Source organism: Tenebrionibacter intestinalis (assembly GCF_016632365.1).
Taxonomy (GTDB): domain Bacteria; phylum Pseudomonadota; class Gammaproteobacteria; order Enterobacterales; family Enterobacteriaceae; genus Tenebrionibacter; species Tenebrionibacter intestinalis.
The window spans coordinates 1-1,632 of sequence record NZ_JAEPBH010000113.1; the positions used below are offsets into that span (position 1 = coordinate 1).

General features: G+C 47.6%; 3 protein-coding genes. 2 read left to right on the top strand and 1 reads right to left on the bottom strand.

Going from position 1 to position 1,632, the window contains the following annotated elements; translation table 11 throughout:
- A partial coding sequence (locus tag JJB97_RS17885; RefSeq protein ID WP_238715428.1) for a DNA/RNA non-specific endonuclease occupies positions 1–1,044 on the top strand: 1,044 nt, incomplete at its 5' end.
- Positions 1,041–1,373 carry an antitoxin YezG family protein gene (locus JJB97_RS17890; protein WP_238715429.1) on the top strand — a complete coding sequence of 111 codons (333 nt, stop codon included), beginning with the start codon at positions 1,041–1,043 and terminating at the stop codon, positions 1,371–1,373. The genes JJB97_RS17885 and JJB97_RS17890, both read left to right, overlap by 4 nt.
- A gap of 40 nt (positions 1,374–1,413) precedes the next feature.
- Here JJB97_RS17890 and JJB97_RS17895 read toward each other — a convergent pair.
- Positions 1,414–1,632, bottom strand: a 219-nt coding sequence (locus JJB97_RS17895; RefSeq protein ID WP_399198792.1) for a SymE family type I addiction module toxin, incomplete at its 5' end; no start/stop codon positions are given.

Below are 1,632 nucleotides of genomic sequence, written 5' to 3' on the forward strand. Positions count from 1 at the left end.
AAGCAGACCATCAGCGCGTTAGGCACGCTGGCGGCTGGGTTAGCCGGTGGTATTGCTGGTGACAGCACGGCAGAAGCAGTGGCCGGGGCGCAGGCAGGAAAGAATTCAACTGACAATAATTACCTTTATGCTGAACAAATAGATGATTTTGCGGCGAGAGCGAAAGGGTGTGAAGCTCGCGGCGACTGCAAACAGATCATCAAAGAGATGGAAGATCTCAGTCTCAAGCAGCAGCAGGAAATGATTGCGGTCTGTGCCACAAACCCCGGCGCTTGTAAGGAAAAATACGGAGATATTCCTGCTAATGGAATGTTGGTCCGCGAGGCAATAGATCGTGTCTTGGGTGCGGATGTGCCATCCCAGATGGAGAACGATATGTCTTCGTTGCTGGCTCAGCAGATGGAGGCCGAAGGTGTTGTTACCAGCACCGAATTTGCTCAGGGAATTCAGGCCCGCTGGGGTATGGATAAACAGCAGGCTGAGATCTTGGCTGGCGCTGTTCTCGGGGCCGTTACCGGGGGACTGGGTAAGAGTGGTTCATCAACGGCAGGTAAGCAGATTGTCATTGTTGACTCAGGCAAGAAAGGCGCCTGGAATAAAGCCCTGAATAAGCCAGAGCCTAACACTGTTTATCAGGTTGATGGGAATAAGGTATTTGAAACCGATGTCCAAGGTAGAACAAGTTCAGCATCAGGCACATTAACCGCATCTAAAAGTGACAGAAATACCTACCAACAATGCAAAGCCGGTAAGTGTGGTGATACCGGAGATGAAGGTGGTCATTTAATTGCCAGTATTTTCAATGGTCCCGGTGAAAAGCTCAATTTGGTTCCTATGGATGGAAACCTCAATAAAGGTGCATGGAAACAGATGGAAAATACGTGGGCGAATGCACTTAAAGAAGGTAAATCAGTAGATGTGAAGATCGAGCCTGTTTATATTGGTGATAGCAAGCGGCCGGATAGCTTTAGTGTCACTTACTCCATTGATGGTGGTCGTCCAGTTATTAGAGATATAAGCAACTCCCCAGGAGGAACAAAATGAACGAATTAGATGATTTTCATAACAGGATTGGTCAGTTACTGATTGATGCTGGCCCATCTGATGCACATAAGATCATCGCTCGGGCAAAATTACCTCTGGATGGAGAGTCGTGCGAATATGAATATGATTATGTCGATCAGGAAGGGAAAGATGATTGGTTCGTACCAGATAAGCTAGCGAGTCATGATCTTCGCCTTTTGTTGGTGAAAATGCGGGATTTTTATATTCAAAATAATATGACTAATGGAAGGCCTGCCTGGACGGCTTGTGAAATCATAATTGATATACCAGCAGAAAAGATAAATATAAGCTTTCAGTACGATGACTGACATCAATCCCGGCCACTGAGCCGGGATCTTTTTATCTGTCTTATCCCTCAGCGGCCAGCCGGACAATAAGTTGTCCCGGCTCGGCCAGCACTTCTATCTTCTGTCCTGTCACAAACCCCAGCATTTTCATCCAGTTGCCCTTAAGGGTGATGGACGGAAACGGTGTAAACGTTCGCGAATCCCGGATATAACCCACGGTGTAACGACGGGTTGTGGATGCGGGGCACTCTGGCTTAGTATCTGCGTCAGCCATATCAAC